This is a genomic window from Bifidobacterium sp. A11 (assembly GCF_000499185.1).
In the GTDB taxonomy this organism is placed as follows: Bacteria; Actinomycetota; Actinomycetes; order Actinomycetales; family Bifidobacteriaceae; genus Bombiscardovia; species Bombiscardovia mizhiensis.
On record NZ_AWUO01000012.1, the window covers coordinates 26,580 to 51,409 of the forward strand.

A 24,830-nucleotide genomic window follows, 5' to 3' on the forward strand; every position below is an offset into this window, starting at 1 on the left:
AGAGCGGAAAGACCAAGACCGCGTCGATTGCGGGGGCTACTCTCAATACAGATACGTTTATCGAAGGAGACAGGGTGAACAACTCATTGGCAACCAGTCCCGTGATGGAGGAGGGGGAGGCCCCTGCGCCGACCGATCCCATCTTCAACCGACTGCTCAAGGACAGGATCATCTGGCTGGGGGACGAGGTCAAGGACGCCAACGCCAACGTCATCTGCGCACAGATGCTGATGCTGGCGGCCGAGGATCCCAAGAAGGATATCTGGCTCTATATCAACTCGCCTGGCGGCTCCATTACGGCCGGCATGGCCATCTACGACACCATGCAGCTGATCGAGCCTGACGTGGCCACGGTTGCGGTTGGCATGGCGGCCTCCATGGGCCAGTTCCTGCTCTCCAGCGGGGCCAAGGGCAAGCGCTTCGTCACCTCTCATGCACGGGTGCTCATGCATCAGCCCTCGGGCGGCGTCGGAGGCACGGCCACTGACGTCAGGATCAACGCCGAGCTGATCATGGACATGAAGCGCACGCTCTCCCAGCTGACGGCCGAGCAGACCGGCCACACCCTGGAGGAGATCTACCGGGACAACGAATACGATCACTGGTTCACGGCCCAGCAGGCCCTGGAGTATGGCTTCGTCGACCGGATCGTGACCACCCACGGCACTATGACCGCGGATCAAGGGAAGTGAGCACTCCACATGGCATCTGAAGAAGCGCAATTCGTAGCACGGGCCCGTCGACTGGCCGGCCCTCGCGGCCTGGCCGCCATGCCCGCCGACCGCTATGTGCTGCCGCAGTTCGAGGAGCGCACCCCCTACGGCTACAAGCGTCAGGACCCCTACACCAGGCTCTTCGACGACAGGATCATCTTCATGGGCGTCCAGGTGGATGACACCTCCTCGGACGATATCATGGCCCAGCTCCTGGTTCTGGAGAGCCAGGATCCCAATCGCGACGTGATCATCTACATCAACTCGCCGGGAGGATCCATGACGGCCATGACCGCCATCTATGACACCATGCAGTACATCAAGCCCGATGTGCAGACTGTCTGCCTGGGCCAGGCTGCCTCGGCTGCTGCCGTTCTGCTGGCGGCCGGCACCAAGGGCAAGCGGCTGATCCTGCCCAACGCCCGTGTGCTGATTCATCAGCCGGCCATGGAGCAGGACTTCGGCAAGGCCACCGAGATCGAGATCCAGGCCAAGGAGATGCTGCGCATGCGCACCTGGCTGGAGGAGACCCTGGCCAAGCACACCGGCCAGGATGTCGACAAGATCCGCAAGGACATCGAGGTGGACACCATTCTGACCGCCCAGCAGGCCAAGGATTACGGGATGGTGGACGAAGTCCTGGAGCACCGCAATTAGCTCCAGTGACTGCGCGCAAGATTGATCGTCCGGATGGCGGCGGGTCCTCGGGACCCACGGCCTCCGGACGTTTTTGGCATCATGGACGATGTCAGTCAGAATGTGATTTCGGCGATCCTTGCGGATTCTCCGGGAAGGGAGAGCCATGGGCCGTGTGGTCAGCTACAATGACGGACTGAATCGCTGCGAGTTCTGCGGCAAGGACGAGCACCAGGTGCGCCGCCTGGTCAAAGGGCCTTCCTGCGCCATCTGCGACGAATGCATACGTCTATGCGCCCAGATCATCCAGGAGGATATGGCCAAGGATGCTGCCGACCGGCGGGTGACCCTGCCTGCACCCTCAAAGATATTCGCCTATCTGAATAGGTATGTGATAGGCCAGGAGGCCGCCAAGCGCACCCTGTCAGTGGCTGTCTACAACCACTACAAGCGCGTCAATATGGACCTGGGAGACCGAGGCCGTATTGCCGACGCTGCGTTTGGAGGCAAGGATGCGGCCCCGCGCGTCCAGGTGGACAAGTCCAACATCCTGCTCATGGGTCCCACCGGCGTGGGCAAGACCTACCTGGCACGAACCCTGGCCACCATCATGAATGTCCCCTTCGTCATTGTGGACGCCACCAGCCTTACCGAGGCCGGATATGTGGGCGAGGACGTGGAGTCCGTCCTGCAGGGGCTGCTTCAGGCTGCCGACGGCAACATGGATCTGGCCCAGCGCGGCATCATCTACATCGATGAGATTGACAAGATCGCCAGAAAGTCTGGCGAGAACACCTCCATCACCAGGGATGTGTCCGGCGAGGGGGTTCAGCAGGCCCTGCTCAAGATCATCGAGGGCACCCAGGCCCGTGTGCCGGTACAGGGTTCGCGGCGGCACGGCGATGTCCGCACGGTCGTCATGGACACGGCCAACATCCTCTTCATCTGCGGCGGCGCCTTCGTCGGTCTTGAGGAGATCGTCCGCCGGCGGCTGGGTCTGCGGGAGAGCGGATTCTCGGCAACTCAGGGGAGCGATAGGGTACCCGACGATCGGGTCATGAGCCAGGTCAGGGCCGAGGATCTGGAACAGTTTGGTTTGCTTCCCGAGTTCGTGGGGCGGTTGCCGGTCATCTCCACCCTGGAGCCGCTGGGCGCCCATGAGCTGCGGCGGGTGCTGACCGAACCGGACAATGCCCTGGTCGACCAGTACCGGCGCATGTTCCTGGATGACGGGGCCGATCTGGTCTTCACCGATGCTGCCCTAGACCGTGTTGCTGCCATCGCCCTGGAGCGCAAGGTGGGCGCCCGGGGGTTGCGCGGAATCATTGAGCACACCCTGGAGGCGACCATGTTCGAGCTGCCCGACAGGACGGATGTCTCCCGTGTTGTGGTGGATGCCGATGCCGTGGACGGGACGGGATCGCCCCGCTACGAGACCGGGCAAGGCATGGCCGCAGCCACTGGTCGTCGTTTGGCCTGACCCCGCCGTGATGAGCACCGCTGTTGGCCGGGCCCGATAGGATGATCATTGATGCCGGAAGGGAGGACCCATGGGTGCTCGTAGCGCTGTCGTGGTCACGCACAGCAGGGTCCTGGCAAGCGGCCACCTGGTGGACGAGGTCGAGGAGCAGCTGCGCCGGGACGGATTCCGCGTCTCGGTTGTCGACAACATCGCCGCCCCGGAGTTCGGCAGCCCCAGCCAGAAGGTTGCCGACGACACCGAGATCGTCATCGTTCTGGGCGGCGATGGGACCATTCTGCGTGCTGCGGAGCTGGTCAAGGGCACCCAGGTGCCCATCCTGGGGGTCAATCTGGGTCATGTGGGGTTCTTGGCGGAATTCGAAAGCTTCCAGATAGGCGAGGCCATTCGTCGAGTGGCCGATCATGACTACTCCATCGACGAGCGCATGGTGGCCCATGTGGACCTGTGGATACCCGGAGCCGATCGACCACTGAGCGACTGGGCCCTTAATGACATGACCCTGGAACGATATGATCGGGGCAAGATGATCGAGGTGTCGGTCCGAGTGGACGATGTGGAGATGAGCTCCTTCGGCTGCGACGGCATGATTGTGGCCACCCCGACCGGATCGACGGCCTATGCCTTTTCGGTGGGCGGGCCCATCGTCTGGCCGGATGCGCAGTCGCTGCAGATGGTGCCCATAGCTGCCCACGCCCTCTTTGCCCGATCCCTGATCATCGGCCCGAAGTCGCAGTTCACCCTGGATATTCTGGGTGATTCCCAGTCGGCCGGCTGGATCTGCAATGACGGGCGCCGTCAACGGCCTGTGCCCAAGCAGTCCCGCATTGTGGTGCGGCAGTCCCATGACATCCTGAGGCTGGCCAGGCTGTCCGGGGTGCCCTTCACCAGACGGCTGGTCTCCAAGTTCGACCTGCCGGTGGTCGGCTGGAGGGAGCAGCATCGCCCCTCGGCGGCTGCAGACGGGCAGGACCAGGGGGAGCCGCAGGAGTCGAACAAGGAGCACTGATGCTGGAAGAGCTGGAAGTACGAGACCTGGGTCCCATCCATCATGCCCTGCTACGGCCTGCTGCTGGCATGACGGCCATCACCGGGGAGACCGGGGCTGGCAAGTCCATGCTGCTCAACGCCATCAGGCTGATCTCGGGATCCACTGCCCGTCCGCAATTGGTGTCGCCTGGAGCACATGAGTCCTGGGTCCAGGGGATTTTTGATGCTGGTGCGGCAGGAGCCGGGAATCCAGTGACCGCTGCCATAACCGAGGCTGGCCTGCCCTTGGAGGATGAAGGACAGATCTTCCTGGCGAGAACCATGCCTGTCAAGGGGCGTTCCCGTGCCGCTCTGAACGGCAGGACGGCCCCTCGTGGCCTGCTGGAGGAGGTGGCCGGCATGCTGGTCACCGTCCATGGCCAGGCGGATCAGATGCGTATGGCCAGTCCGGCCCGGCAGCGCGAATTTCTGGATGCCTATGCCGGTGACGGTCTGCAGCTGGAGGCTTTTTCCAAGGCCTGGAGGCAGTACCGACAGGCCCAGGACCATCTGGAGGAGCTGCGCAACCAGCAGTCCGGCGCTATGGCCCAGGCTGATTATCTTCGCGAGTCCATCGCCCGGATCGACCGTGTCGACCCCCATCCCGGCGAGGATCGTGAACTCAAGGCCCAGAGAGACCGGATCGAACATGCTGCCCAGATCAGTCAGGGAGTCATGTCCGCACTATCCGCCTTGGACGCCGGCCAGATTGACCCGGATGCAGACTCACCATCGGCTACGGCCCTGGTAGAACGAGCCATCGCCGCCTTGGAAGGCATCGGTGTAGAGGGGGTCTTTCAGGAGTCGGCCCAGCGGCTGCGCTCGCTGAATGCCGACCTGTCCGACCTGGTCTTCACCCTGAGCAGCCAGCTGGACGACGAAGGCCAGGAGGGCGATCTTGACAAGATCAACGCCCGCATCCACGATCTGGATGAGCTGACCCGGCGCTGGGGACCAGACATCGACGACGTTCTGGCCTGGCGCAAGAAGGCTGCGTTTGAACTTGAGGACATGGATGCCTCACCTGAGAAGCTGGAGGAGCTTCAGGTCCAGGTTGAGCAGCTTCGCGGGAGCGCCCTGAAGGCCGCGCGGAATCTGTCTGCGTCACGGGGCAAGGCTGCACGAAGGCTGAGCGAACTCGTCGACGGCGAATTGCGCTCCCTGGCCATGGCGGGCGCTGGGTTGGAGATCCGTGTCAGACCACGCCAGGACCAGGCTATGGATGCGCATGGTCTGGATCAGATCGACTTTCTCTTCAGACCATATCCAGGTTCGGACCTTCTGCCCATGGGCAAGAGCGCCTCGGGCGGCGAACTCAGCCGACTCATGCTGGCCCTGGAGCTGGTGGCCGCCGAAGGCCGGACCTCATCGGGATCTGACGGCGCTGGAGATGGGCATAATGGTCTGGATTCCCAGGTTGGCGACCCGACGATGACCTTCATCTTCGACGAGGTGGATGCTGGAGTCGGCGGTCGGGCTGCCGTCGAGCTGGGTCGTCGTCTGGCCCGGTTGGCCGTCACCGCCCAGGTGATCGTGGTCACCCACCTGCCGCAGGTGGCTTCCTGGGCCGATCGGCAGTTCGTCGTGGCCAAGGGACGTGAAGGCGGCGATGCCGTAGAGACCCTGGTCCGCCAGGTGGAGGGCGAGGACAGGGAGCGGGAGATCGCCCGGATGCTGGCGGGCAGCGAGTCCACTACCTCCCTGAAGCACGCCCAAGAGCTTCTGGCCTCCAGCAGGCTCCAGGCCCGATAGGTCTGATTGTCGGCTCAACTTTGCCATGCCGAAGTCCCTCGATTCAGCGACTTTGACCAGTTGCGACGACTTTGTTGCTGACGACTTTGTCGCTTTTTGCGGCGTGCTGCTGCATGCTCTCATTCTGACGCTTTGACGGTAGGCAATCGGCTGTTGGCGGCCGTGCGGCAACGAACATGCTGGATTTTCGTTGATGATACCGTATCCGCCCTCGACATGAACAATGCGGCGGCGACCTGGCCCAAATGGATTTTGTCTGAAATTGTGATCGGCCGGGAATTTCGGCACTAGAGACGTATCTATCAATCCATGAACTACCCCTTGGAAGATCAAGGTCGGAGTTTGTCTCCATGATTGAACTGTTATAGTGTATATATGAACACCGGCACAGCTCAGCCAGGGTCGTGCTGACAATCAATGAAAGGGGTTTGGATGAAGCTGATCATCTCATCCCTGTCCGGGCAGCCGATTTATCGGCAGATCGAGGACCAGATACGTTCGGCCATCCTGACCGGAGACCTGAAAGCGGGGGAGGGACTGCCTTCCCTGCGACATCTCTCACAGGAGCTCAGGGTGTCCGTGCTGACCGTGACCCGCGCCTATACCGAACTCGCTCAAGAGGGTTTGGTGGAGAACATCCAAGGCAAGGGGACCTTCGTGGCCGACAGCGGCGACCAGGTCATGAGGCAGCATCTGGAGGACCGCGTGCAGTCCCTGCTGGGAGAGGCAGTCGATACGGCTCGTCGGGCCGGCATGGAGCCGGATCGGATTCGCGGCCTGCTCGACGGCCTGATTGGCAACAGGGGTTCTGCGCCCGCGTCCGAAGAAGGAAAGGAATAGCAGCATGTGCGCATCACCGGTGATGACAACCTCTGGCGAAGATGTCGACTATGCCCTGCGCGTCAGTGACCTGGGGAAAAGCTACGCCAAGGCCGACGGCACGGGTTTCCGCCTGCACCAGGTCACCATGGACCTGCCCATGGGCTACATCATGGGATTGATAGGTCCCAACGGCGCAGGCAAATCCACTCTGATCCGGCTCTTGCTCAATATGACCCGCCGGGACAGCGGAGCAATCAGCATTTTGGGCCGTGATCCCTTGAGCCAGGAGGAGGAGGTCAAAGCAGACCTGGGCGTGGTCTTCGATTCCATTTATTTCCCGGAGGCATGGAAGGTCAAGGCCGTCGAGCCAGTGATGGCACCCATGTATCCCTCTTGGGACAGTGATCGCTACCACGACTATCTGCGTCGGTTCGGTCTGCAGGAAAACCGTAAGATCGGCAAGCTTTCCCGTGGCATGCAGATGAAGCTGATGCTGGCCGTCGCCCTCAGCCACGATGCAAGGCTCTTGATTCTGGACGAGCCCACCAGCGGTCTGGATGTCCTGGCCAGGGACGAGCTCATGGATATTCTGCTGGACTACATCGGCGACGGCCGTCACTCGGTGCTTTTCTCCACGCACATCACCGCGGATCTCGAACGGGTGGCTGACTTCGTCACCTATATCAATCGGGGGTCTGTCTTCTACACCGGCCCCAAGGACGAGTTGATGGAGGCTTTCCAGGTCGTAAGAGGGGGGCCGGACGATCTGGCTAGAGCGCAGATACCCTATCTGATGGGTTTGCAGCGCTCCGCCACAGGTTTCGAGGCTCTGGTGCCCACTGAACGCTTGAAGGATTTTCTGGCATCGGCTTCCCCAACCGCCATGGAGCCTTCAGAGGACCGCTACCTGGTGGAGCGGGCCGACTTTGACAACATCATCAGACTGACCGCAGGCCCACCTGCTGCGGCCGACAAGAACAAGAAGGTGGAGTCATGAAGGCGATAGCCGAGCAGATCAGGCTGGACATGCAACGTTTCTCAGGAGCAGGGAGAACTTGGGTTGGTGTGCTGATTTTCCTGTCTGCGCCCGTCATCGGAATCCTGCTGAACCTGGTCATGGCCCTGACGGGCAATGATGGGGATGATGCACGGAATGCGTTGACGGGATTGGTGGCCGGCACGGGAATCGGACTGATTGTAGGCCTGGTATCTGGTTTGTTTGTCGATTTCAGCAATGCGGCGATTCGGTTGAACGGTCTGCTGCCCATAACACGTGATCACCAGGTATTCGGACGCTATGCTGCTGTAAGTCTGCTGGTCCTGGTTCAGTCTTGCGGCTATGCAATATTCTATTTCTGCGTTGCTGATTCGTTTTTGCAGGGTCAGGACCATTGGCGTGCTACCGTCCTGTTTGCTCTGGGATTGTTCATGTCGGAGTCTTTGCTCTTTGCAGTAGCTGCGCCCCTGTTTTATTGGCTGGAAATGGCCAAAGCCGTGATAGCTTTTCTGGCGCTTCTTGGTTTGGTACCACTAACGGCCCTTGTCGGCAGTTGGCTGCCCTTTGACTGGGGGGCCGTCTGGAATTCAATCATGCGTTTTTTGACATCCGACCTGTGGCGGCCGGTGCTCCTCGGGCTGGCGGTGATTCTGGCGGCTGACATGGTTTCGATAGCCATATCTCGCAAGGTCTATGCCAGGAAGGAGATCTGAGTCAATTCGCTCAGGCTTCAGGACTGCATGACCGCGTGGCGGACGTAGTCGGACATATCTCCGGGATCGATGCAGTCCTGGAAGCGCACAGGCGCGTTTTCCAGGGTGCGCAGAGCCTTGGGGGGCCTGGTGTTGGTGGACTCGGCCAGGATGTCCATGCAGTCGAAGTCGCTGTCCGGGGTCTCCAGGCCCAGGGATTGGCAGACCACCCGGGGGAACTTATAGGGGCTGGCCGTGGACAGCAGCACCCGGGGCACGGCAGGATCCCTGTCGGTCTGCCCTGTCATGACCTGGTAGCCGCAGGCCGTGTGCGGATCGATCAGGTATCCCCGGTCCTCCCAGCAGCCGCTGATGGCTGATCCCACCTGGTCCTCGTCGGCCCAGCCGCAGGAGAAGAGCCCGCGGATTCTGGTCAGCAGGGCCTCAGGCACCTGGTAGCGTCCCTTGGACTCCAAATCGGCCATAAGCGAGGCGATCAGCTCGGTGTCGCCGCCGGCCATGTAGTAGAGCATCCGCTCCAGGTTGGAGGAGATCAGGATGTCCATGCTGGGGGAGGTGGTGGCGTAGAAGGGGCGGTTGCGGTCATAGACGCCTGTGGTCAGGAAGTCGTTGAGGACCCGGTTGCGGTCCGAGGCCACGGTCAGGCGGGCCACCGGAAGGCCCATCATCTTGGCGTAGTATCCGGCCAGCACATCGCCGAAGTTGCCAGTGGGCACGCAGAATTCGACCGGATCCCCAGGTCTGATCACTCCCCGTTCCATCAGGGACCCGTAGGTCCGGAAGTAGTAGACGACCTGCGGGGCCAGGCGGCCCACATTGATGGAGTTGGCCGACGAGAGAACCGTTGAGGCCTTCTCGTCCAGCTCATGAGCCAGATCAGCGTCGGCGAAGATGGACTTGACTGCGGACTGGGCATCGTCGAAATTGCCCCGAACCGCGCAGACCTGCAGGTTGCCGCCCTCCTGGGTGACCATCTGCAGGCGTTGGATCTGACTGACCTTGCCCTGAGGATAGAAAACAGTGATGCCCGTGCCCGGCGCGTCTGCGAAACCGGCCAGCGCCGCCTTGCCCGTGTCTCCGGAGGTGGCCGTGAGCACCATGATCCGTTCGCCATCGTCCCCGGCCAGGGCCATCAGTCTCGGCAGAAGCTGCAGGGCCACATCCTTGAAGGCCGAGGTGGGCCCGCGGAAGAGCTCCAGTACGAAGTCGTTGCCGCCCAGGTCCACCAGAGGGGTTATTGCCGGATCGGACCACTGCTCTCCGTAGGCTGCGTCCAGGCAGGAGTCCAGCTGAGCGGAAGAGTAATCGCTCAGCAGTCTCGAAAGGACCAGTTTGGCCGTGCCCTTGTAGTCCAGGCCGGCAACGTCGGCAGGGTCGATGGTCAGTGCGTCCAGTCCATCGCTGACGTAGAGTCCACCGTCAGGAGCCAGGCCTCGTCTGATGGCCTGCTTGGACTGCAGCTGCTCCTTGCCGCCTCGGGTGCTGTGGTATGTGCTCATGGTTGCCTGCCCCTCCGCCATGTCGCCGAACTGATCATTACCAGGGCATTCTACCCCGTGCAGGGGTCCGAACCATGGCCTTGCTCGGCTCGCGGAGGAAACTGTCTGTGGACGCCAGGGCCTGCCAGGGGTCGGCATGGCGTACAGTGTTGCCCACCAGCCCCTGTATCCGAGGCTGTACGTTACAGACAAAGGAGCGACCCATGGTCGAAGAGAACCCGGTACAGCAATCCTACGATGTCCTGAACTCTTCGATCTCGCAGGTGGATCCGGAGATCGCAGCACTGCTGGATGGAGAGTTGGAGCGCCAGCGCGGCGGTCTGGAGATGATCGCCTCTGAGAACTTCGTGCCCAAGGCTGTCTTGCAGGCCCAGGGCTCCGTGCTGACCAACAAGTATGCCGAGGGCTATCCCGGCAAACGCTACTACGGCGGATGCGAGTGGGTGGACCAGGTCGAGAACCTGGCCCGGGACCGCGCCAAGGCCCTGTTCGGCGCCGAATATGCCAACGTCCAGCCGCATTCGGGCGCCCAGGCCAACGCCGCCGTCTATCAGGCCCTGATCAAGCCCGGCGACACCGTGCTGGGCCTGGCCCTGGACCATGGCGGCCACCTGACACACGGCATGAAGATCAACTTCTCCGGACGCTTTTACCATGCTGAGTCCTACGGGGTCGATCCGGACACCTTCCGCATCGAGCCCGAGATCATCCGCCAGCGGGCCCTGGAGACCCATCCGGCCCTGATCATCGGCGGGTGGAGCGCCTATCCGCGCATTGAGGACTTTGCAGCCATGAAGGAGATCGCCGACGAGGTGGGGGCCAAGTTCTGGGTGGATATGGCCCACTTCGCCGGCATGGTTGCGGCAGGTCTGCATCCCAGCCCAGTGCCCTATGCCGATGTGGTCTCCTCCACGGCCCACAAGACCCTGGGCGGACCCCGGTCAGGGTTCATCCTGGCCCGTCAGGAGTATGCCAAGAAGCTCAACTCCTCGGTCTTCCCCGGCAACCAGGGCGGCCCGCTCATGCATGTGATCGCCGCCAAGGCTGTGGCCTTCAAGCTGGCCGGCACGCCTGAATTCAAGGAGCGGATGGAGCGCACTCTGGAGGGCGCCAAGATTCTGGCTGAGCGCCTGATGGCCAAGGATGTGGCCGACAACGGCATCACCGTGCTCACTGGAGGGACTGATGTCCACCTGGTCATGGTGGATCTGCGCAACAGCGAGATGGACGGCCGTCAGGGGGAGGACCTGCTGGCCAGGATCGGCATCACCGTCAACCGCAATACGGTCCCCTTCGATCCGCGTCCTGCCTCTGTGGCCTCCGGACTGCGCATCGGGACCTCCGCCCTGGCCACGCGCGGATTCGGCCCGGCCCAGTACGAGGAGGTGGCTGACGTAATCGGCACTGCGCTGGCCCAGGGTCCCCAGGCGGATCTGGATGCCCTCAAGGCCCGGGTGGACCGCCTGGTCGAGGCCTTCCCGCTCTATCCTGAGCTGGACCAGACCCACTGATCGGCCCTTGGAGGAGGCAGGCGCGGCAATGCCCTCCCTCCTCCTGTCGTCATTGCCCTCGCTGAGGGTTACAATCGGTACAGAATACGGGTCTGGCAGACCCGTGAGGGCGAAAGGATCTGACGAACATGAGTGAAGACGAGAACTCCGATCGTCAGGATGTGTTCGATCGTGTCTGTGCCATGGCCGATGCGGCGGCCGCTGCACAGGCAGGCCTGGCAGGCATGAACGGCCAGGCCAGGAATGCCCTCTTGCTGGCCCTGGCCGATGCACTGATAGATCAGGCCGATCAGATTGCCGCAGTCAATGAGCAGGACTGCACCCAGGCTTTTGAAGAAGGAATGAGCGCCGGTCTGATAGACCGTCTGCGCTTGGACAAGGTTCGTATCGCGGACGCCGCCCGGGGCGTGCGCATGGTGGCGGGGCTGACCGATCCCCTGGGCGAGGTGGTTCGCGGCCATGACATGCCCAACGGCATGCGGCTCAATCAGGTGCGGGTTCCCCTGGGCGTGGTGGCCATGATCTACGAGGCCAGGCCCAACGTCACCATCGATGTGGTGGCCCTCTGCCTCAAGTCCGGCAATGCGGCCCTCCTGCGGGGAGGTCACGCGGCCCAGCGCACCAATCGCGCCCTGGTGGAGCTGATAGGCGGGGTCCTTCGTGAGCAGGGGCTGGATCCGGCTTTGGTGGCTTCCGTGGATCGATACGGCCGCGAGGGGGCCCAGGCTCTGATGAAGGCACGCGGTCATATCGATCTGCTGGTGCCCAGGGGCGGCCGAGGGCTCATCCGCAGCGTAATCGAGCAGGCCACTGTGCCCACCATCGAGACCGGGGCAGGCAATGTTCATATTTACGTGGACCGCTCAGTGGATATGGATCAGGCCATCCCCATCATCGTCAACGCCAAGACCCAGCGGGTGGGTGTCTGCAACGCCGCTGAAAAGCTGATCGTCCACAGGGATGTGGCCGCCGACTTCCTGCCCCGTGTGGCCCGAGCGCTGACGCAGGCCCAGGTCGAGCTGCACCTGGATGCGGTCTCCATGGACATCCTCGCCGGGCATGGTTTGCCTGAAGAACTGCTGGTTCGCGCTGAGGAAGCCGACTGGGACCGTGAGTATCTGGATCTGAAGATGGGGGTGCGTGTGGTCGACTCCCTGGATCAAGCCATCGAACATATCAACCGTCACTCCACTGGCCACACCGAGGCCATCCTGGCTCGGGACTATGAGGCTGTGGAGGAGTTCTCCCGTCGGGTGGATTCGGCCGTGATCATGGTCAATGCTTCGACCAGATTCACCGATGGCGGCATGTTCGGCATGGGCGCCGAGCTGGGCATCTCCACCCAAAAGCTGCATGCCCGAGGACCCATGGGTCTGCAGGAGTTGACCACCACCAAGTGGATCGGCTACGGCAGGGGGCAGGTGCGGCCGTGAACGAGAAGATCGAAGAGCTCTTCCAGCGCGAGCACGACAATCCGCGCATCTGGCTGAGGGTGGCTTCAGAGCGGCTGAGCCTGCTGCGGTACGTCTTTCTGGTGCAAATCGAGGACGGCATCCCGGATGCAGACCAGCGCTCCTGCCTGGAGTACGCCGATGCGGTCCTGATTGGCTGGCCTGACGAACATGCCGATGATGTGTACGACCTTGACCAGGACCAGCTCAATCAGGTCAGGCACAACATCACCGTCATGGAGGAGCGGGTGCCGGTCTTCCGCAAACAGGAGCAGGAGGGGCGCATCGCCGACCTGTCCGATTCATTGGTAGCTGTCACCGGATGCGTGGCTCAGGTTCGTCGGGCCTACCAGCCGGGCTTCCCCCTGCCCACCTACTCCGAGATCCGCCGCGTGGTCCAGGAGGAGTGGAATGCCGACATGGAGCGGATCGATCCTGACCGGGTCAACCCCAGCGCCGAGCAGATGCGCCAGGAGGCCAAGTCAGAGAACGAGGAGAACGCCTCGGAAGCCAGACGGGAGGGCGAGCAGGGGTGAACCGGATGATGTCTGAACTGTCCAAGGAGGGGGAATCCGGGCAGGAGCCATCAGATATTGACGGATCCTGTAGGCCTTCTCACCATAACCGCCGACCCCGGGTGGGGATCATGGGCGGCACCTTCGACCCCATTCACAATGGCCACTTGGTGGCTGCCTCGGAGGTGGCATGGGTCTACGACCTGGATGAGGTCATTTTTGTGCCCACCGGCCGTCCGGCCTTCAAGCTGAACAAGACCGTGACCAATGCTGAGGACCGCTATCTGATGACCGTGATCGCCACGGCCTCCAACCCCAAGTTCACCGTCTCCCGGGTGGACATTGAGCGTCCTGGCATCACCTACACGGTGGACACTCTGCGCGACATCAAGCGAATGCGCCCCGACAGCGACCTCTTCTTCATCACCGGGGCGGACGCCGTGGCCGAGATCATGCGCTGGAAGGATGCCAACCGGATGTGGGATCTGGCCAAGTTCGTGGCTGTCTCCCGGCCCGGCTACTCCTCCAGCCTGGACGACCTTCAGGTGCCTGCCCAGCGGGTGGATACCTTGGAGATTCCGGCCCTGTCCATCTCGTCCACGGATGTGCGCCGTCGTTCGGCTCGGGGCATGCCCGTCTGGTACCTGGTTCCGGACGGGGTAGTGCAGTACATCAACAAGCACGGGCTCTACCGCTCAGCTTCCTGAGCTTTGCATTCCGCCTGACTCGTCAACACGGACTGCTCGGCTGTGTCAGCGCGCGCCATTATTATGGAGGCTGTCCGCTTCAGCGAAAACAACGTTTGGAGATATGGTGAGCGCGATACTCAAAGGCAGACCAGGAAAAAATCTCATACTTGTCACAGGCCGGACCCATCCCAGACTCGCGGCGGACGTGGCCGATCAGCTCGGCATCGACGTCCTGGAGACGACAGCCTACGACTTTGCCAATGGCGAGATGTATGTGCGTTATACGGAGTCGGTGCGTGGTGCAGATGTCTTCGTCCTGCAGACCCATTCCGACCCGGTCAACAAATCCATCATGGAACAGCTGATCATGATCGATGCCCTCAAGAGGGCCTCGGCGCGATCTATCACCGCAGTCTGCCCGCTCCTGGGGTACTCCCGTCAGGACAAGAAGCACCTGGGGCGCGAGCCCATTTCCTGCCGCCTCATGTTCGACCTGCTCAAGGCGGCCGGTGCGGATCGAATCATGTCGGTCGACCTGCACGCTGCCCAGTCACAGGGCTTCTTCGATGGGCCTGTGGACCACCTGATCGCCATGCCTGTGCTGGTGGACTATGTGCGCGACCGGATGGATCTGTCCAAGGTGGCCGTGGTCTCGCCAGATGCCGGCCGTATCCGGGTGGCCGAGCAGTGGGCCCAACGCCTGGGTGGCGTGCCCCTGGCCTTCATCCACAAGACCCGTGACATCACCCAGCCCAACAAGGCTGTGGCCCATCGGGTGGTGGGCGACGTACGCGGCTTGGACTGCGTGCTGGTGGACGACCTGATCGACACCGGCGGCACCATCGCTGAGGCCTGCAATGTGCTGGATGAGGCTGGCGCCAATTCCATCACCATCGTGGCCACTCATGGCGTCATGTCCGGACCCGCCGTGGAACGTCTCAAGTCCTGCCAGGCCAAGGAGGTCATTCTGACCGACACGGTTCCCATTCCCCAGGAGAAGCGTTGGGATGGATTGACTGTGCTGTCCATCGCCCCCCTGCTGGCCTCGGCCATCAAGGCGGTCTTTGAGGATGGCTCAGTGGCCCGGCTCTTCGATACGTATCCAGCTCATCACGGCCAGGGCTTCCTCTTCGCTTAAAGTCTTGCCTGTCCGGCATGGCGTGGCGTAATCGTCCGGCTGTGGCATAATAAACCTGGCGGGGCCTCAAGGGTTCCGCCCTTCCCCCATGGTGTAAAGGCAGCACACGGGTCTTTGGAACCCTTAGTCTTGGTTCGAATCCAGGTGGGGGAGCTTACGCTCGCCGATTCCGGTCGGAGACGGCCTCCTTGGGGTCGGTGACCAACCGAAAGGAACTGTCTTGGCAGTCAAGAAGATCGAAACCTGGCTCACCGACATGGACGGCGTGCTGGTGCACGAGAACACGGCCCTGCCCGGAGCTGCCGAATTCATCGACACCCTCAAGCGCAACAACCGTCAGTATCTGGTGCTGACCAACAATCCCATCTACACCCCACGTGACCTTTCGGCCCGCCTTGGTCGTTCGGGCATCGACGTGCCCGAGGATCGGATCTGGACTTCAGCCTTGGCCACCGCCGACTTCGTGTCCCGGACCATGCCGCAGGGATCGGCCTATGTGATTGGTGAGGCCGGGCTGACTACGGCCCTGCACGAGGCCGGGTTCATTCTTTCCGACATCAACCCGGACTATGTAATCCTGGGCGAGACCCGGACATACTCCTTTGAGTCCATCACCACAGCAATCCGCCTGATTCTGGGCGGCGCCCGCTTCATCTGCACCAACCCTGACGCCACTGGCCCCAGTGAGAACGGCGTCCTACCGGCAGCCGGCGCTGTGGCGGCCCTGGTGACCAAGGCCACCAACCGGGAGCCCTACTTCGTGGGCAAGCCCAATCCCATTATGTTCCGCACGGCCCTGAACAGGGTTGGCGGCCACTCAGAGACCACGGCCATGATCGGCGACCGAATGGACACCGACGTGGTGGCCGGAGTCGAGGCTGGCCTGAACACCTTCCTGGTGCTGACTGGCATCACCACACGATCCGAGGTGGAGACCTTCCCCTACCGCCCTGACCAGGTGGTGGATTCCATTCAGGATCTGATTGACATCGCCGAGAGCGGGGTGGTGGAGTTTTGAGCGGCGGGCAGACGCTGACCGCTGGTATCATCCTGGCCGCAGGCGAGGGCACTCGCATGCACTCGGCCCACCCCAAGGTTCTGCATACCTTGGCTGGCAAGACCTTCCTGCAGAGAGTCATGACTTCGGTGACCGCCCTGAATCCCGAGCTGACGGCCGTGGTGGTTCATCATCAGGCCGACCTGGTGGCGCAGGCCGCACGGTCCTACGATCCCCAGGTGCGCATCGTCCGCCAAGACAGCAGACCGGGTACAGGGCGTGCGGTCCAGTGCGCCGTAGACCAGCTGGATGGGGAGCTTCGGCATGACGGTCAGGTGCTGATCGTGGCCTCGGACATGCCCCTGCTGGACGCGGACACGCTGCAAAGCCTGCTCGACTATCATGTCAATTCCGGTGACGGGGCCACTGTGCTGACGGTCAATCTGGACGACCCTACCGGGTACGGCCGCATCATTCGTGACCAGGATGGACGGGTCCTGCGCATCGTCGAACAACGGGATGCCACCGGCACCGAGCTGGCCGTCAAGGAGGTCAACACTTCCGTTTACGTCTTCGAGGCTGATCTGCTTCGACAGGCGGTCCGTGGCTTGGACGACAGCAACGCCCAGGGGGAGTTCTATCTGACCGATGCCTTGGAAACAGCCCGTCGCTTGGGTCGGGTGGGGGCCTTTGCCGCTCCTGATCCGCTCAAGGTTGAGGGCGTCAACGACAGGATCCAGTTGGCTGATCTGGCCAAGGCCCATAACCTGCGGGTCTGCCAAGAGTTCATGCGCCAGGGGGTGACCATCTTGGATCCGTCCACCACCTGGATCGAGGACGACGTGGTCATCCAGCAGGATGCCGTCATTCTGCCCGGATGCTTCCTGCAGGGTCATACCGAGATCGCCTCGGACGCGGTCATCGGGCCCTATACAACCCTGATCGATGCCATCGTCGAGCCGCAGGCCAGGGTGGAGCGTTCCCGCGTGCAGGAGACCCGGATCGGAGCCAGGGCCAACATCGGTCCATGGACCTATCTGAGGGCCGGCAACGTCCTTGCCGAGGACACCAAGGCCGGGGCCTTCGTGGAGATGAAGAAGGCCACCATCGACCACGGGACCAAGGTGCCCCACCTTTCCTATGTGGGTGATGCCCACATAGGCCACGACAGCAACGTGGGCGGCGGGTCCATCACGGCCAATTACGACGGCGTGCACAAGAACCGCACCGAGATCGGGTCGGAGGTGCATGTGGGCGCAGGAAACCTCTTCGTGGCCCCCGTTCAGGTGGGCGACGGGGTCACGACCGGGGCCGGATCGGTCATCCGCCATCCGGTCGAGGACGGAGCCATGGTCTACTCCACCAATGACCAGCATCAGGTTCCGGACTGGAAGCCCGCCTGGGAGCGGTAATCATGGGAGCATCGGCTTCACAACAAGGAAAGGCGTGACAAGTGCCAGCATTGCAGGAATCCATCGACGCGGTCCGGGTGGCCGCTCGGGCTGCCAACGATGTCAAGGCCATGGACATCGTGGCCTTCGACGTCTCCCGGCCTATCGCCATCACCGATATCTTCATGGTGGCCACCGGCAGCAACGAACGTCAGGTCCTGGCCATCGCCGAGGAGGTGGAGAAGCAGCTCCACCTGCAGAAGAACCTGGATCCCCGCTCGCGGGAGGGCGTCCAGGAGGCCCAGTGGGTTCTACTGGACTACGGTGATTTCGTCATCCACATCATGCACAAGCAGGCCCGGGCCTACTACGATCTGGAACGGCTTTGGAAGGACTGCCCCCAGGTGGACCTGCAGCTGGAGCACCCCTTCACCCTCGCCGATGATGACCCGGATAGCCAGTTGGCCTCCAAGGCGGACGATCTGAATGGGGATGATCTGCGCAGCCGTTTCGCCGATCCGCAGGAAAGCCATGACTGACTCGATTTCCACCGTCGAGGATGGACGGCATGTGCGCTCCATGACCGTGGTCCGTCATGGGCAGACCTCATATAATGCAAAGCACCGGATGCAGGGCCAGATCGACATTCCCCTCAACAGTGTTGGCCGCTGGCAGGTGGAGAGGGCTGCCGAGGAGCTTCGGGCTGAGTACGTGGATGGCGCTCCTCAAGACCGTCATCTGCTGGTGGTTTCCTCTGACCTGGGTCGGGCTGCCGCCACCGCTCATGCCTTTGCCGACCCCTTGGGCCAGACGGTCCATCTTGATCCCGGGCTGCGCGAGCGCAGTTTTGGCGAGTGGGAGGGGGCCAGCGCCGAGGAGGTTCGTCAACGTTGGCCCGAGGACTATGAATCCTGGTCCCGGGGTGCCGGGGGAGAGCTGCTGCACGGTGCCGAGACCAAGGCCCAGGTAGGTAAGCGCGGTCTGGAAACCCTGAACCGTTGGATCCACCGGGCTGGTTCAGACACGGATCTCATGGTCTTCTCCCACGGGTCCTTCATAGCCCAGGCCCTCCAGGCTCTGCTGGGCATGGCCAGTGAATATCCCGAATACCTGGGTCTGGTCACCATGCGCAATGCCCATTGGGCGCGATTGATGCCACGAGACCTGCCAGACGGCGGTCTGCGCTGGTCCATGATCGACTACAATCGTGGTCCTGCCATCGCCATGCGTGGGGACTGGGACAATCCCCGAGGGCTGGTCCAGACCGATTGAGGTGCTTGGGCGGTCGGCCGACCATCACAGGATCGCCATGACCACCAGCTACCATAAGAGCGCAGCAACCAGCCATTGGATCAAAAGGGGTCGGAGTGAAGCAGTTCTTTCATGACATTTCCTGGGCGCAGATCGTCGCCGGCGCTCTTGCAGCCATGACCTCCTTCTGGCTGGCCGCCAAGATCGGCGTGGCGGGATCCATCATTGGTGTAGCCATCGGTTCCATCGTTTCTGCTGTGGCCTCGCAGATCTACAAGAATGTCTTGGAAGCCTCCGGTCAGAAGCTGCAGGAGTCCGTGGTTGGCAGTGCCGACCAGGATGATGACGATTCCAAGACGGATTCGAATTCCGATTCAGCCGCGGATGGACAGACCACGGTCTTGCCGGCACAGGGGAAGGGCACCTCGGACGATTCCAGCGGTGCTGCAGACGGATCCACCCAGGTCATGGCCCCGGTTGATGGATCCACCCAGATCATGCCTCCTGTCGGTGATGAACGGTCGGCGGCCAAGACGGGTCGGACCGTTTCGTCCAGCAACGGTCCTCGGGCCCATGCGGCTCCCACTGCGGCAAACAGCAAGAAGAAGCTGGATCAGCGACGCCGTAACGTCATCATTGTCTCTGTGGTCAGCGCTCTGGTGGCCGTGCTGCTGTCTGCTCTGGCCATCAATGCCCTGACCAAAGGCGAAGGCACCGACAAGGTGGTTCGTAACGTGGTCAGCCCTTCTACCAGCCAGGTAACCCCCAGCCATGAGGAAGAGACCCCTTCTAAGCCTGCACAGCGTACTGAGCAGCCAGAGGATCAGTCAACCTCGGGTGTCCCCCAGAATCAGCCATCGGGAGCGAATCAAAACCCAGGCACTGAACAGGGAACCGGACAGGGTCAACAGCAGGGAGGAAACTCCATGAGCTCGCCCTCGCCGTCTGCGGATGCGACCGGCTCCACGCCCAGCCCCTCAAATACGGCTTCCACACCTCAGTCGTCGCCGACGAGTACAACCAATTCCTTGCCTCATAACTGACCTGCCTGTCGGCGCGGCACACCCATCCCACCATGTAATGTGACTAGGGTCACTTTCAGGCGGGCCAAGAGGCCCGTCCCTAAGGACCTGGTCCCGAAGGCGGGATCAGCGATGAGAAAGGTGTATGTATGCGCAAGGTTCTGTGCTCTCCCGGCTCCTATGTTCAGCAGGAGGGCGCCATGGGAAAGCTGGCTGGAGAATACGCGGCTCTGGGCACCAAGGGCGCCCATCTGATCGTCGATCCGGTCATCGACGGGCTCTACCACGACGACATTGTCGCCTCATTTGAGCACGGTGGGATCCCCTACGAACTGATGAAATTCGGCGGCGAGTGCTCCATGGAGGAGATCGACCGTCATCGTGCCCATTTGGGCAGCAGCGACGCGGTGATCGGCATCGGCGGCGGCAAGACCTTGGATACCGCCAAGGCTGTGGCCCACTTCGCCCACCTGCCGGTCATGATTGTTCCCACGGCGGCCTCCTCGGATGCGCCCTGCTCAAGGCTGTCCGTGCTCTACACGCCCGAGGGCGTCTTTGACCGTTACCTGCCCCTGCCTGCCAACCCCAACGTGGTCCTGATGGATACCGACGTCATCGCCAAGGCTCCGGTGCGCTTCCTGGTGTCAGGACTGGGCGATGCCTTCGCCACCTATTACGAGGCAGCCGCCTGTGTGCAGTCGAACGCGGTGACCATGACCGGGGGACACGCCACCATGGCTGCCTTCGCCCTGGCCCGTCTCTGCCGCGACACCCTGCTGGAGGATGGGGTCAAGGCTGTGGCCGCTGCCAAGGCCGGTGTCCGCACAGCCGCCTTGGAGAAGATCATCGAGGCCAATACGCTGCTGAGCGGTCTGGGCTTCGAAAGCTCCGGCCTGGCTGCAGCCCACGCCATTCATGACGGGATGACCGCCCTGGAGGGCACCCACTCCATGCTGCACGGCGAAAAGGTGGCCTTCGGCACCTTGGCCCAGCTGGTCCTTGAGGATCGGCCCCTGGAGGAGACCCGCGGGGTCTATGACTTCTTCCGCAGCGTGGGTCTGCCCACCTCCCTGGAGCAGATCGGCATCGGCCAGGCCAGCGAGGAGGATCTGCTCAAGGTCGGCGAGCATGCCTGCGGCCCTGACGAGACCATGGGCAACATGCCATTCGAGGTGACCCCCACCGATGTGGCCCACGCCCTGCGCGCAGCCGATCAGCTGGGCAAGCAGCTCTGATACGTCATTCTCTAGTCCCTCGTTGAGAGGCCAAGCGGCCGTCGGCATGAAGTCGGTGGCCGCCTTTGTTTCCTCCGGTTTTGCTCGGGTCACCATTGCAGGGAGCTGGCGGCCTTTCGTATGGCTTCTTCACTTGGGCATGTGGCTGGACCCCGCTGGGTAGTGGAAAGTGCTCCTGCACAGTTGGCCAGCACCAGGGCCTCCTCAATGGGCAGACCTTGGAAGATGCCCGCGCAGAGGACGCCCGAGTGTGCATCGCCTGCACCGTTGGTGTCTATGGCATGGACCTGCGGGGTGGGAATGTACTGGCTCTGCATTGCATCCTTGGGCTGGCAGTACCAGGCACCGCGGGCGCCGGCCCTGAGAACCACAGGACTGTCCAGCTTCAACGAAAGCGAGCGGCAGAGGGATTCCAACTCAGTAACGTCGCCAGTTTCGGGTTGGCACCCCAGACGTTTCGCCAGGATTGGTCCCTCGCGTTCGTTGAGGGACCAGATAGGATGCAGACCGTTGACCGCATCAAGCACACCCAATGCAATATCGGCCACCATGGGTCCCAGGTCGAAGAGCACCGGAAATCCTTCGCCCTGGTGTTTCTCGGCAAAACCGAACAGGCTTCGGGTGTTGTCCTTGTGGCAGAAGGAATACCCACTCAGGTAGATGACATCACCGGGAACCAGATTCATGCTTTCGTAGGTGCCCTCCGGCACCCGGGTCTCTGCGCCCCTCGCCGATACGAAGGTGCGTTCGCCCGAGGGCTCGATCATGGCTACCGAGTATCCGGTGTCACAGTCATCCAGCACAGGCCCTTGTGCGGGAACCTGCAGGGCGGCAAGGGCTCCACGGGCCATGTCCGCCATCGGACCTGTGCCAATCGCCCCCATGTAGGCTATGGGCGCTCCCATCCGCCTGGCTGCCTGGATCACGTTGTATCCGCCGCCGACCTTTATAGCGCTTCGCCTGGCGAAAATGTCCCCTCCGCGTTCCGGGAGGTGGTCGATGTCCATGCTCAGGTCAATCACCACCTGACCGAGATGAAGGATGCTGGGTTCAGTCATTACCGCTGCTCCTCACCGCCACCGAGTCCTTGGAGAGGAGATGCAAAATGGCATAGAGGATTCCTCCCAAGAGGAGGGATACCAGCCATGCCAGGCCGTTCCTGCCCAGGAAGCTGCCGGCCAGCGGTCCTGAGAACCAGACCTCGTTCTTGGAGACCTGCGCTGTCACGAACAGGAAGCCGACGACTATCCCCACCAGCCAGCTGACGATGGCCGGGAGGTTGATGCCGTGCCAGTACCAGTATGGGGAATCGGCTTGAAGATTCAGAAGGCCGTCCGAATCGTAGCGCTTGCGGAAGATCATATCTGACAGGAAGATGCCTGCCCAGGTGCTCAGCGGCACTGCCAAGAGGGAGATGAAGGTGACAAAGGGGCCGTAGAACCCGTCGGAGCCCAGCGTAAAGTACAGGGCTCCGCAGGTGGTCACCACCACATCGACGACGACCGCATAGACGCGGGGAATTCTGATGCCCAAAGTGATGGTGGTCAGACCGGCCGAATATACGGACAGGTTATTTGACATGAGTAATCCGGCGAAGGCGGCAATCAGATAGGGGATGGAGACCCAGGCGGGCAGAGCGCTTCGAACCGCGGCGACCGGATCAGCGGCGGAGGCAATGGTGGAGTTGCCTGCTGTCAGGACCGATCCCAGGCCGATAACCACGACCAGGGGGATGCCGGCGCCGGCTGCTGCAGTCAGGATCAGAGAGCCCGATTTCACCGAGGTCTTTTGGTAGCGGGCCATGTCTGCGCCGGAGTTGACCCAGCCGATGCCCGTCCCCGCGGCTATGGTGCCGACGCCGATCAGGAAGGCGCTGGCTGATCCGGGTGCATTGCCGATGAAGGAGGACCAGTCGACGGTCGTGGCCAGATAGATAGCCACCAGTAGAGTGAGGGCTCCGAATATCCAGGTGGCCCATTTCTGCACAGTGAGAATGAAGGCGTGGCCGGCGGCCGAGACCACCACGGTCAAGGCCACGAAGATGGCGATGCAGACAAAGGTCAGGAAGGGGGCGCGCTTGGCATCAGCTGAGGTGCCGAAGATGATGGCGATCAGGGAGAGCAGGGCAAAAGCGCCAGTCATCGTGTTCACCGTCTCCCAGCCCAGCCTGGATAGCAGAGCCACCAGTGTGGGGCCCGCATTGCCTCTGACGCCGAAAATGGCTCGGGACAGGGTCAGCGTGGGGGCGCCGCCTCTTTTGCCGGCTATGGAAATGATGCCGACCAGTGCGAAGGATCCGAAGGCTCCGATGGTCGTGGCGAGCACGGCCTGCCAGAGGTTGAGGCCCTGGGCAATCAGGGTAGCTCCCAGAGGGATTCCCAGGATCGAGATGTTGGCGGCGAACCAGACCCAGAAGAGCTGACCGGGCGACCCGTTCCTCTGATCCTCGGGCACGGGTTCGATGCCCCTTTGCTCAACTCTGGAGAGGATGGTGCCCTCTTTTGGTGCAGTTGACATGGATTGTCTCCTTTGACTCACGATGTACTGGATGCAGCGATGGATTGTCTGGTCAGGCCTGTGGTGTGGTCTGGGTGGACCCCATGATCTCGGGGTTGACTGGATTTTCGTTCTTGTATTCCTGAAGGATTCTGTCGTGTCCGTTTTGCGCTTTACCTTAGGGTAATCAGGCCACGGGCAGTTTTCTGCAGGTCAAGGTGAGATACCGAAGCCACCTGGGAGCAGAGTGCAGGGTCGAACACCTCGGGGCCGGTGCATGCGCCGGTCATTGCGCCGGTCATGGCAGCGATGGTGTCCGTATCGCCTCCCAGGTTGACTGCGACGAATAGAGCCGATTGGGGATCGTCGGCGAATCTCCAGGCCAGGGCAAAAGCGGCTGCAACAGACTCATTGGCCTCAACCGAGGTTCCGCAGTCTTCGATGAGGTGGCGTTCGAAGTCATCCTCATCGCTGAATTCTTCGGACACTTGTATTGCCTGGCGGGCCCGAGCGGGAACCGATGCCTTGGGTGTCCAGGCTCCGGCGGTTTCCATGGCGGGTACCAGGCGCAAGGACTCATTCAGTGCCTGGCGAACGGTCATTCCTTCAAGTCCCAGACTGACTGTCGTAGCGATCAGCGCTGCGCCTTGAAAGCCTGCGACCGTGTCGTGGGTGACCTGGCAGGACTCGTAGATGCGATTGGCCAGCCGTCTGGTGTCTTCGGGCCTGTTGGCTATCCCTACCGGGGCGACTCGCATGGCCGCCCCATTGGTGGTGCCGGTCCTTCCTGTTGTCATGATGTCCGCGCCATGGCGAACCTGTTCCAGGGCCAGCTTGGTGGATGGCCCGAGCAGGTCGAGTGATCCGCGTGACTTCATGCCGTCCTCCCAGGCCAGAAGGCGCTTAGCGAACTCTTTGGGATCGATGTGTCCTCTGCCCTCGATGATCAGTTCTGCGACAATCAGTGCCTGCTCGGTGTCATCGGTCACAGATCCCGCAGGCATACCTGGAGCGATCGGCTGATCCGCAATAGCATCACGAAGGGTGTCAACCCTGCCGTAGGCCTCATGGATGGCTGCTGGACTCATGCTCTGCGTGGGCATGCCCAGCGCATCTCCCAAGGACAGCCCAGTAAGTGCGCCCAGTGCGCCCTTTTCAGTTCTGGTCATTGTTGTGCAAGCCTCCAGAGTCGTTGCGATGAGCCCATGAATCTGTTTGCAGATAGACTGCGACATTTTTAATCAGAATAATTGTAAGGCCCTTGGAGGTTTGTCGGCACAAAGGTTGTGGCAGGCATGATTCACAATGAAGAATGGGAGTCTGAGCGAGCTCTATCCTGTTAGGTGGGAGATAAAAACAATGCTGGTTAGTCGAGGTTAAAGATTTGATCGAGGTGTGGGTTCTATAGATTGCCGACAGTGATTGGCGAAGATTATCCCTTGATGCCGTAACGGAGTTTGTCGGGGTGTCCTAATCTTGGCTTCGGCATGGGT

23 protein-coding genes and 1 tRNA gene are annotated in these 24,830 nt (G+C 61.9%); 20 read left to right on the top strand and 4 right to left on the bottom strand.

The window, feature by feature from the left end; all coding sequences use genetic code 11:
* Nucleotides 1-104 precede the first annotated feature (104 nt).
* The 8 genes from P273_RS0108025 to P273_RS0108060 all read left to right on the top strand — a co-directional run bounded on the left by P273_RS0108025 (nucleotide 105) and on the right by P273_RS0108060 (nucleotide 8,142).
* Complete coding sequence (locus P273_RS0108025; protein WP_029676324.1) at nucleotides 105-692, top strand: ATP-dependent Clp protease proteolytic subunit; 588 nt, start codon at nucleotides 105-107, stop codon at nucleotides 690-692.
* A gap of 9 nt (nucleotides 693-701) precedes the next feature.
* A complete protein-coding gene (locus P273_RS0108030) occupies nucleotides 702-1,370 on the top strand; it encodes an ATP-dependent Clp protease proteolytic subunit (RefSeq protein ID WP_024627938.1) in 669 nt (222 codons plus the stop codon).
* Between the two features lie 145 nt (nucleotides 1,371-1,515).
* Nucleotides 1,516-2,829, top strand: coding sequence for an ATP-dependent Clp protease ATP-binding subunit ClpX (clpX, locus tag P273_RS0108035; protein WP_024627939.1), 1,314 nt, complete (start codon nucleotides 1,516-1,518; stop codon nucleotides 2,827-2,829).
* 70 nt (nucleotides 2,830-2,899) lie between these two features.
* A complete protein-coding gene (locus tag P273_RS0108040) occupies nucleotides 2,900-3,838 on the top strand; it encodes an NAD kinase (RefSeq protein WP_024627940.1) in 939 nt (312 codons plus the stop codon).
* Complete coding sequence (locus tag P273_RS0108045; protein ID WP_024627941.1) at nucleotides 3,838-5,610, top strand: DNA repair protein RecN; 1,773 nt, start codon at nucleotides 3,838-3,840, stop codon at nucleotides 5,608-5,610. Before P273_RS0108040 ends, P273_RS0108045 begins: the two co-directional genes overlap by 1 nt.
* A 432-nt stretch (nucleotides 5,611-6,042) precedes the next feature.
* Complete coding sequence (locus P273_RS0108050; RefSeq protein WP_024627942.1) at nucleotides 6,043-6,450, top strand: GntR family transcriptional regulator; 408 nt, start codon at nucleotides 6,043-6,045, stop codon at nucleotides 6,448-6,450.
* A gap of 4 nt (nucleotides 6,451-6,454) precedes the next feature.
* Nucleotides 6,455-7,429 (top strand): ABC transporter ATP-binding protein, encoded by a 975-nt coding sequence (locus tag P273_RS0108055; RefSeq protein ID WP_155804742.1) that lies wholly within the window; start codon nucleotides 6,455-6,457, stop codon nucleotides 7,427-7,429.
* Nucleotides 7,426-8,142 (top strand): ABC-2 transporter permease, encoded by a 717-nt coding sequence (locus P273_RS0108060; RefSeq protein WP_024627944.1) that lies wholly within the window; start codon nucleotides 7,426-7,428, stop codon nucleotides 8,140-8,142. The genes P273_RS0108055 and P273_RS0108060 overlap by 4 nt, the downstream gene beginning before the upstream one ends.
* A 17-nt stretch (nucleotides 8,143-8,159) precedes the next feature.
* Here P273_RS0108060 and thrC read toward each other — a convergent pair whose 3' ends face one another.
* Nucleotides 8,160-9,641, bottom strand: a complete 1,482-nt coding sequence (gene thrC, locus P273_RS0108065) for a threonine synthase (protein ID WP_024627945.1) — start codon at nucleotides 9,639-9,641, stop codon at nucleotides 8,160-8,162.
* Nucleotides 9,642-9,844: 203 nt separating this feature from the next.
* Here thrC and glyA point away from each other — a divergent pair, with 203 nt between their 5' ends.
* The 12 genes from glyA (at nucleotide 9,845) to P273_RS0108125 (ending at nucleotide 20,841) form a co-directional block, all read left to right on the top strand.
* Nucleotides 9,845-11,152: a serine hydroxymethyltransferase gene (gene glyA / locus P273_RS0108070; protein WP_024627946.1), complete on the top strand. Its 1,308-nt coding sequence runs from the start codon at nucleotides 9,845-9,847 to the stop codon at nucleotides 11,150-11,152.
* A gap of 128 nt (nucleotides 11,153-11,280) precedes the next feature.
* The gene (locus P273_RS0108075) at nucleotides 11,281-12,585 is read left to right on the top strand and encodes a glutamate-5-semialdehyde dehydrogenase (RefSeq protein ID WP_155804743.1); all 1,305 of its coding nucleotides are present in this window, start codon (nucleotides 11,281-11,283) and stop codon (nucleotides 12,583-12,585) included.
* Nucleotides 12,582-13,139, top strand: a complete 558-nt coding sequence (locus P273_RS0108080) for a hypothetical protein (RefSeq protein WP_034525012.1) — start codon at nucleotides 12,582-12,584, stop codon at nucleotides 13,137-13,139. The genes P273_RS0108075 and P273_RS0108080 overlap by 4 nt, the downstream gene beginning before the upstream one ends.
* 5 nt (nucleotides 13,140-13,144) lie before the next feature.
* A complete protein-coding gene (nadD, locus tag P273_RS0108085; RefSeq protein WP_101432243.1) occupies nucleotides 13,145-13,825 on the top strand; it encodes a nicotinate-nucleotide adenylyltransferase in 681 nt (226 codons plus the stop codon).
* 103 nt (nucleotides 13,826-13,928) lie between these two features.
* The gene (locus tag P273_RS0108090) at nucleotides 13,929-14,945 is read left to right on the top strand and encodes a ribose-phosphate diphosphokinase (protein ID WP_029676331.1); all 1,017 of its coding nucleotides are present in this window, start codon (nucleotides 13,929-13,931) and stop codon (nucleotides 14,943-14,945) included.
* An 82-nt stretch (nucleotides 14,946-15,027) separates the two neighbouring features.
* A tRNA-Gln gene (locus P273_RS0108095) sits at nucleotides 15,028-15,098 on the top strand.
* A 67-nt stretch (nucleotides 15,099-15,165) separates the two neighbouring features.
* Nucleotides 15,166-15,963 carry an HAD-IIA family hydrolase gene (locus P273_RS0108100; protein ID WP_024627950.1) on the top strand — a complete coding sequence of 266 codons (798 nt, stop codon included), beginning with the start codon at nucleotides 15,166-15,168 and terminating at the stop codon, nucleotides 15,961-15,963.
* Between the two features lie 14 nt (nucleotides 15,964-15,977).
* Entirely contained in the window at nucleotides 15,978-17,354 is a 1,377-nt protein-coding gene (glmU, locus tag P273_RS0108105; protein ID WP_024627951.1) for a bifunctional UDP-N-acetylglucosamine diphosphorylase/glucosamine-1-phosphate N-acetyltransferase GlmU, read from the top strand.
* 41 nt (nucleotides 17,355-17,395) lie between these two features.
* Nucleotides 17,396-17,872 carry a ribosome silencing factor gene (gene rsfS / locus P273_RS0108110; protein WP_024627952.1) on the top strand — a complete coding sequence of 159 codons (477 nt, stop codon included), beginning with the start codon at nucleotides 17,396-17,398 and terminating at the stop codon, nucleotides 17,870-17,872.
* Nucleotides 17,865-18,605, top strand: a complete 741-nt coding sequence (locus P273_RS0108115; protein WP_024627953.1) for a histidine phosphatase family protein — start codon at nucleotides 17,865-17,867, stop codon at nucleotides 18,603-18,605. Before rsfS ends, P273_RS0108115 begins: the two co-directional genes overlap by 8 nt.
* Nucleotides 18,606-18,700: 95 nt before the next feature.
* On the top strand, nucleotides 18,701-19,627 hold the full coding sequence (locus P273_RS0108120) for a hypothetical protein (protein WP_024627954.1): 927 nt from the start codon (nucleotides 18,701-18,703) through the stop codon (nucleotides 19,625-19,627).
* A 128-nt stretch (nucleotides 19,628-19,755) separates the two neighbouring features.
* The gene (locus tag P273_RS0108125; protein WP_024627955.1) at nucleotides 19,756-20,841 is read left to right on the top strand and encodes a glycerol dehydrogenase; all 1,086 of its coding nucleotides are present in this window, start codon (nucleotides 19,756-19,758) and stop codon (nucleotides 20,839-20,841) included.
* A gap of 89 nt (nucleotides 20,842-20,930) precedes the next feature.
* Here P273_RS0108125 and P273_RS0108130 read toward each other — a convergent pair whose 3' ends face one another.
* The 3 genes from P273_RS0108130 to P273_RS0108140 form a co-directional block, all read right to left on the bottom strand.
* On the bottom strand, nucleotides 20,931-21,899 hold the full coding sequence (locus tag P273_RS0108130) for a PfkB family carbohydrate kinase (RefSeq protein WP_024627956.1): 969 nt from the start codon (nucleotides 21,897-21,899) through the stop codon (nucleotides 20,931-20,933).
* Entirely contained in the window at nucleotides 21,892-23,358 is a 1,467-nt protein-coding gene (locus P273_RS0108135) for a cytosine permease (protein WP_024627957.1), read from the bottom strand. Before P273_RS0108135 ends, P273_RS0108130 begins: the two co-directional genes overlap by 8 nt.
* A gap of 152 nt (nucleotides 23,359-23,510) precedes the next feature.
* Nucleotides 23,511-24,506 (bottom strand): ADP-ribosylglycohydrolase family protein, encoded by a 996-nt coding sequence (locus P273_RS0108140; protein WP_024627958.1) that lies wholly within the window; start codon nucleotides 24,504-24,506, stop codon nucleotides 23,511-23,513.
* Nucleotides 24,507-24,830 lie beyond the last annotated feature (324 nt).

Coding starts and splice junctions, on each gene's coding strand:
- P273_RS0108135 (WP_024627957.1), bottom strand. CDS start 23,358: ATGTCAACTGCACCAAAAGAGGGCACCATCCTCTCCAGAGTTGAGCAA.
- clpX (WP_024627939.1), top strand. CDS start 1,516: ATGGGCCGTGTGGTCAGCTACAATGACGGACTGAATCGCTGCGAGTTC.
- P273_RS0108130 (WP_024627956.1), bottom strand. CDS start 21,899: ATGACTGAACCCAGCATCCTTCATCTCGGTCAGGTGGTGATTGACCTG.
- P273_RS0108090 (WP_029676331.1), top strand. CDS start 13,929: ATGGTGAGCGCGATACTCAAAGGCAGACCAGGAAAAAATCTCATACTT.
- P273_RS0108115 (WP_024627953.1), top strand. CDS start 17,865: ATGACTGACTCGATTTCCACCGTCGAGGATGGACGGCATGTGCGCTCC.
- P273_RS0108050 (WP_024627942.1), top strand. CDS start 6,043: ATGAAGCTGATCATCTCATCCCTGTCCGGGCAGCCGATTTATCGGCAG.
- thrC (WP_024627945.1), bottom strand. CDS start 9,641: ATGAGCACATACCACAGCACCCGAGGCGGCAAGGAGCAGCTGCAGTCC.
- P273_RS0108030 (WP_024627938.1), top strand. CDS start 702: ATGGCATCTGAAGAAGCGCAATTCGTAGCACGGGCCCGTCGACTGGCC.
- P273_RS0108140 (WP_024627958.1), bottom strand. CDS start 24,506: ATGACCAGAACTGAAAAGGGCGCACTGGGCGCACTTACTGGGCTGTCC.
- P273_RS0108125 (WP_024627955.1), top strand. CDS start 19,756: ATGCGCAAGGTTCTGTGCTCTCCCGGCTCCTATGTTCAGCAGGAGGGC.
- P273_RS0108045 (WP_024627941.1), top strand. CDS start 3,838: ATGCTGGAAGAGCTGGAAGTACGAGACCTGGGTCCCATCCATCATGCC.
- P273_RS0108075 (WP_155804743.1), top strand. CDS start 11,281: ATGAGTGAAGACGAGAACTCCGATCGTCAGGATGTGTTCGATCGTGTC.
- nadD (WP_101432243.1), top strand. CDS start 13,145: ATGATGTCTGAACTGTCCAAGGAGGGGGAATCCGGGCAGGAGCCATCA.
- glyA (WP_024627946.1), top strand. CDS start 9,845: ATGGTCGAAGAGAACCCGGTACAGCAATCCTACGATGTCCTGAACTCT.
- P273_RS0108025 (WP_029676324.1), top strand. CDS start 105: ATGGAGGAGGGGGAGGCCCCTGCGCCGACCGATCCCATCTTCAACCGA.
- P273_RS0108055 (WP_155804742.1), top strand. CDS start 6,455: ATGTGCGCATCACCGGTGATGACAACCTCTGGCGAAGATGTCGACTAT.
- P273_RS0108060 (WP_024627944.1), top strand. CDS start 7,426: ATGAAGGCGATAGCCGAGCAGATCAGGCTGGACATGCAACGTTTCTCA.
- P273_RS0108040 (WP_024627940.1), top strand. CDS start 2,900: ATGGGTGCTCGTAGCGCTGTCGTGGTCACGCACAGCAGGGTCCTGGCA.